Here is a 798-nt window from a genome sequence, read left to right on the forward strand (position 1 = left end):
ACGATACTGATACACAACTCTTTGATTGCCATATGACAGTTCCGGTTTGGCCGAAAGCCATACATATTCTCTTGAAACTTTGGTTCGTACACTGCTTCCAGTATCTTCTTCAATCCTAACTGCACTATCTTATCTTCATAGGACGCTATTCCCAGAGGACGTTTCTTTCCATTTGCTTTTGGGATGTATACCCGCAACGTCGGCTTTGGCTTATAAGCTTTATTCTTTAGCCTTTTCACCAGATTCCTGATGTTTATCCTAAGGTTCTGTGCGTATTCTTCTTTGGTTATTTCGTCAATTCCTACTGCTTTCTTTCCGCTTAATTCCTTGTGGCATTGGAGCAGTAATTCCTCGTTTAGTAAGTGATACAATGAAGTAAATATCGGTCGGTTTTCATGAGCCGATTTGTCTGCTATTCTTTCTAATTTCGTTTCCATTTATCCTCCCGTCCCTGAGTACGGTAAATGTGTCCTCTGAAAGATCGTTATTATGTGCCAGCCTTTTCTCCACCGTGATTAGCGGTTTCTTCGATACTACGCCGGCATCCGACTGCCTGTGATTCGTTTGATTTCCTCCATTTTATAGTTGTACGTCATACTTGCTTTGCTGCAAGAAATCACAGGCTCTCCCAAGTTGACAGGATAGTCATTGTAAAACATGATTGGCCCTCTGACTCCGCCAGAGCCACAATAAACTCGCATCGTTTCTCTAACGCTTACTGTGATGTTGCCTTCCGCATGGGTAAACTGCGTCGGCCTCTGAGACTTTGTAAAATTTCGGAGCTCAATAGCATTTCAA

The 798-nt window shown here is 42.6% G+C and carries 1 protein-coding gene; it reads right to left on the reverse strand.

Annotation, left to right across the window (positions count from 1 at the left end):
• Positions 1-437 (reverse strand): reverse transcriptase domain-containing protein (locus HMPREF0240_RS23240; RefSeq protein WP_009005831.1); only part of this gene is annotated, 437 nt, incomplete at its 3' end.
• Between the last annotated feature and the right edge of the window lie 361 nt (positions 438-798).

Source organism: Clostridium sp. D5 (genome assembly GCF_000190355.1).
Lineage (GTDB): Bacteria > Bacillota > Clostridia > Lachnospirales > Lachnospiraceae > Faecalicatena > Faecalicatena fissicatena_A.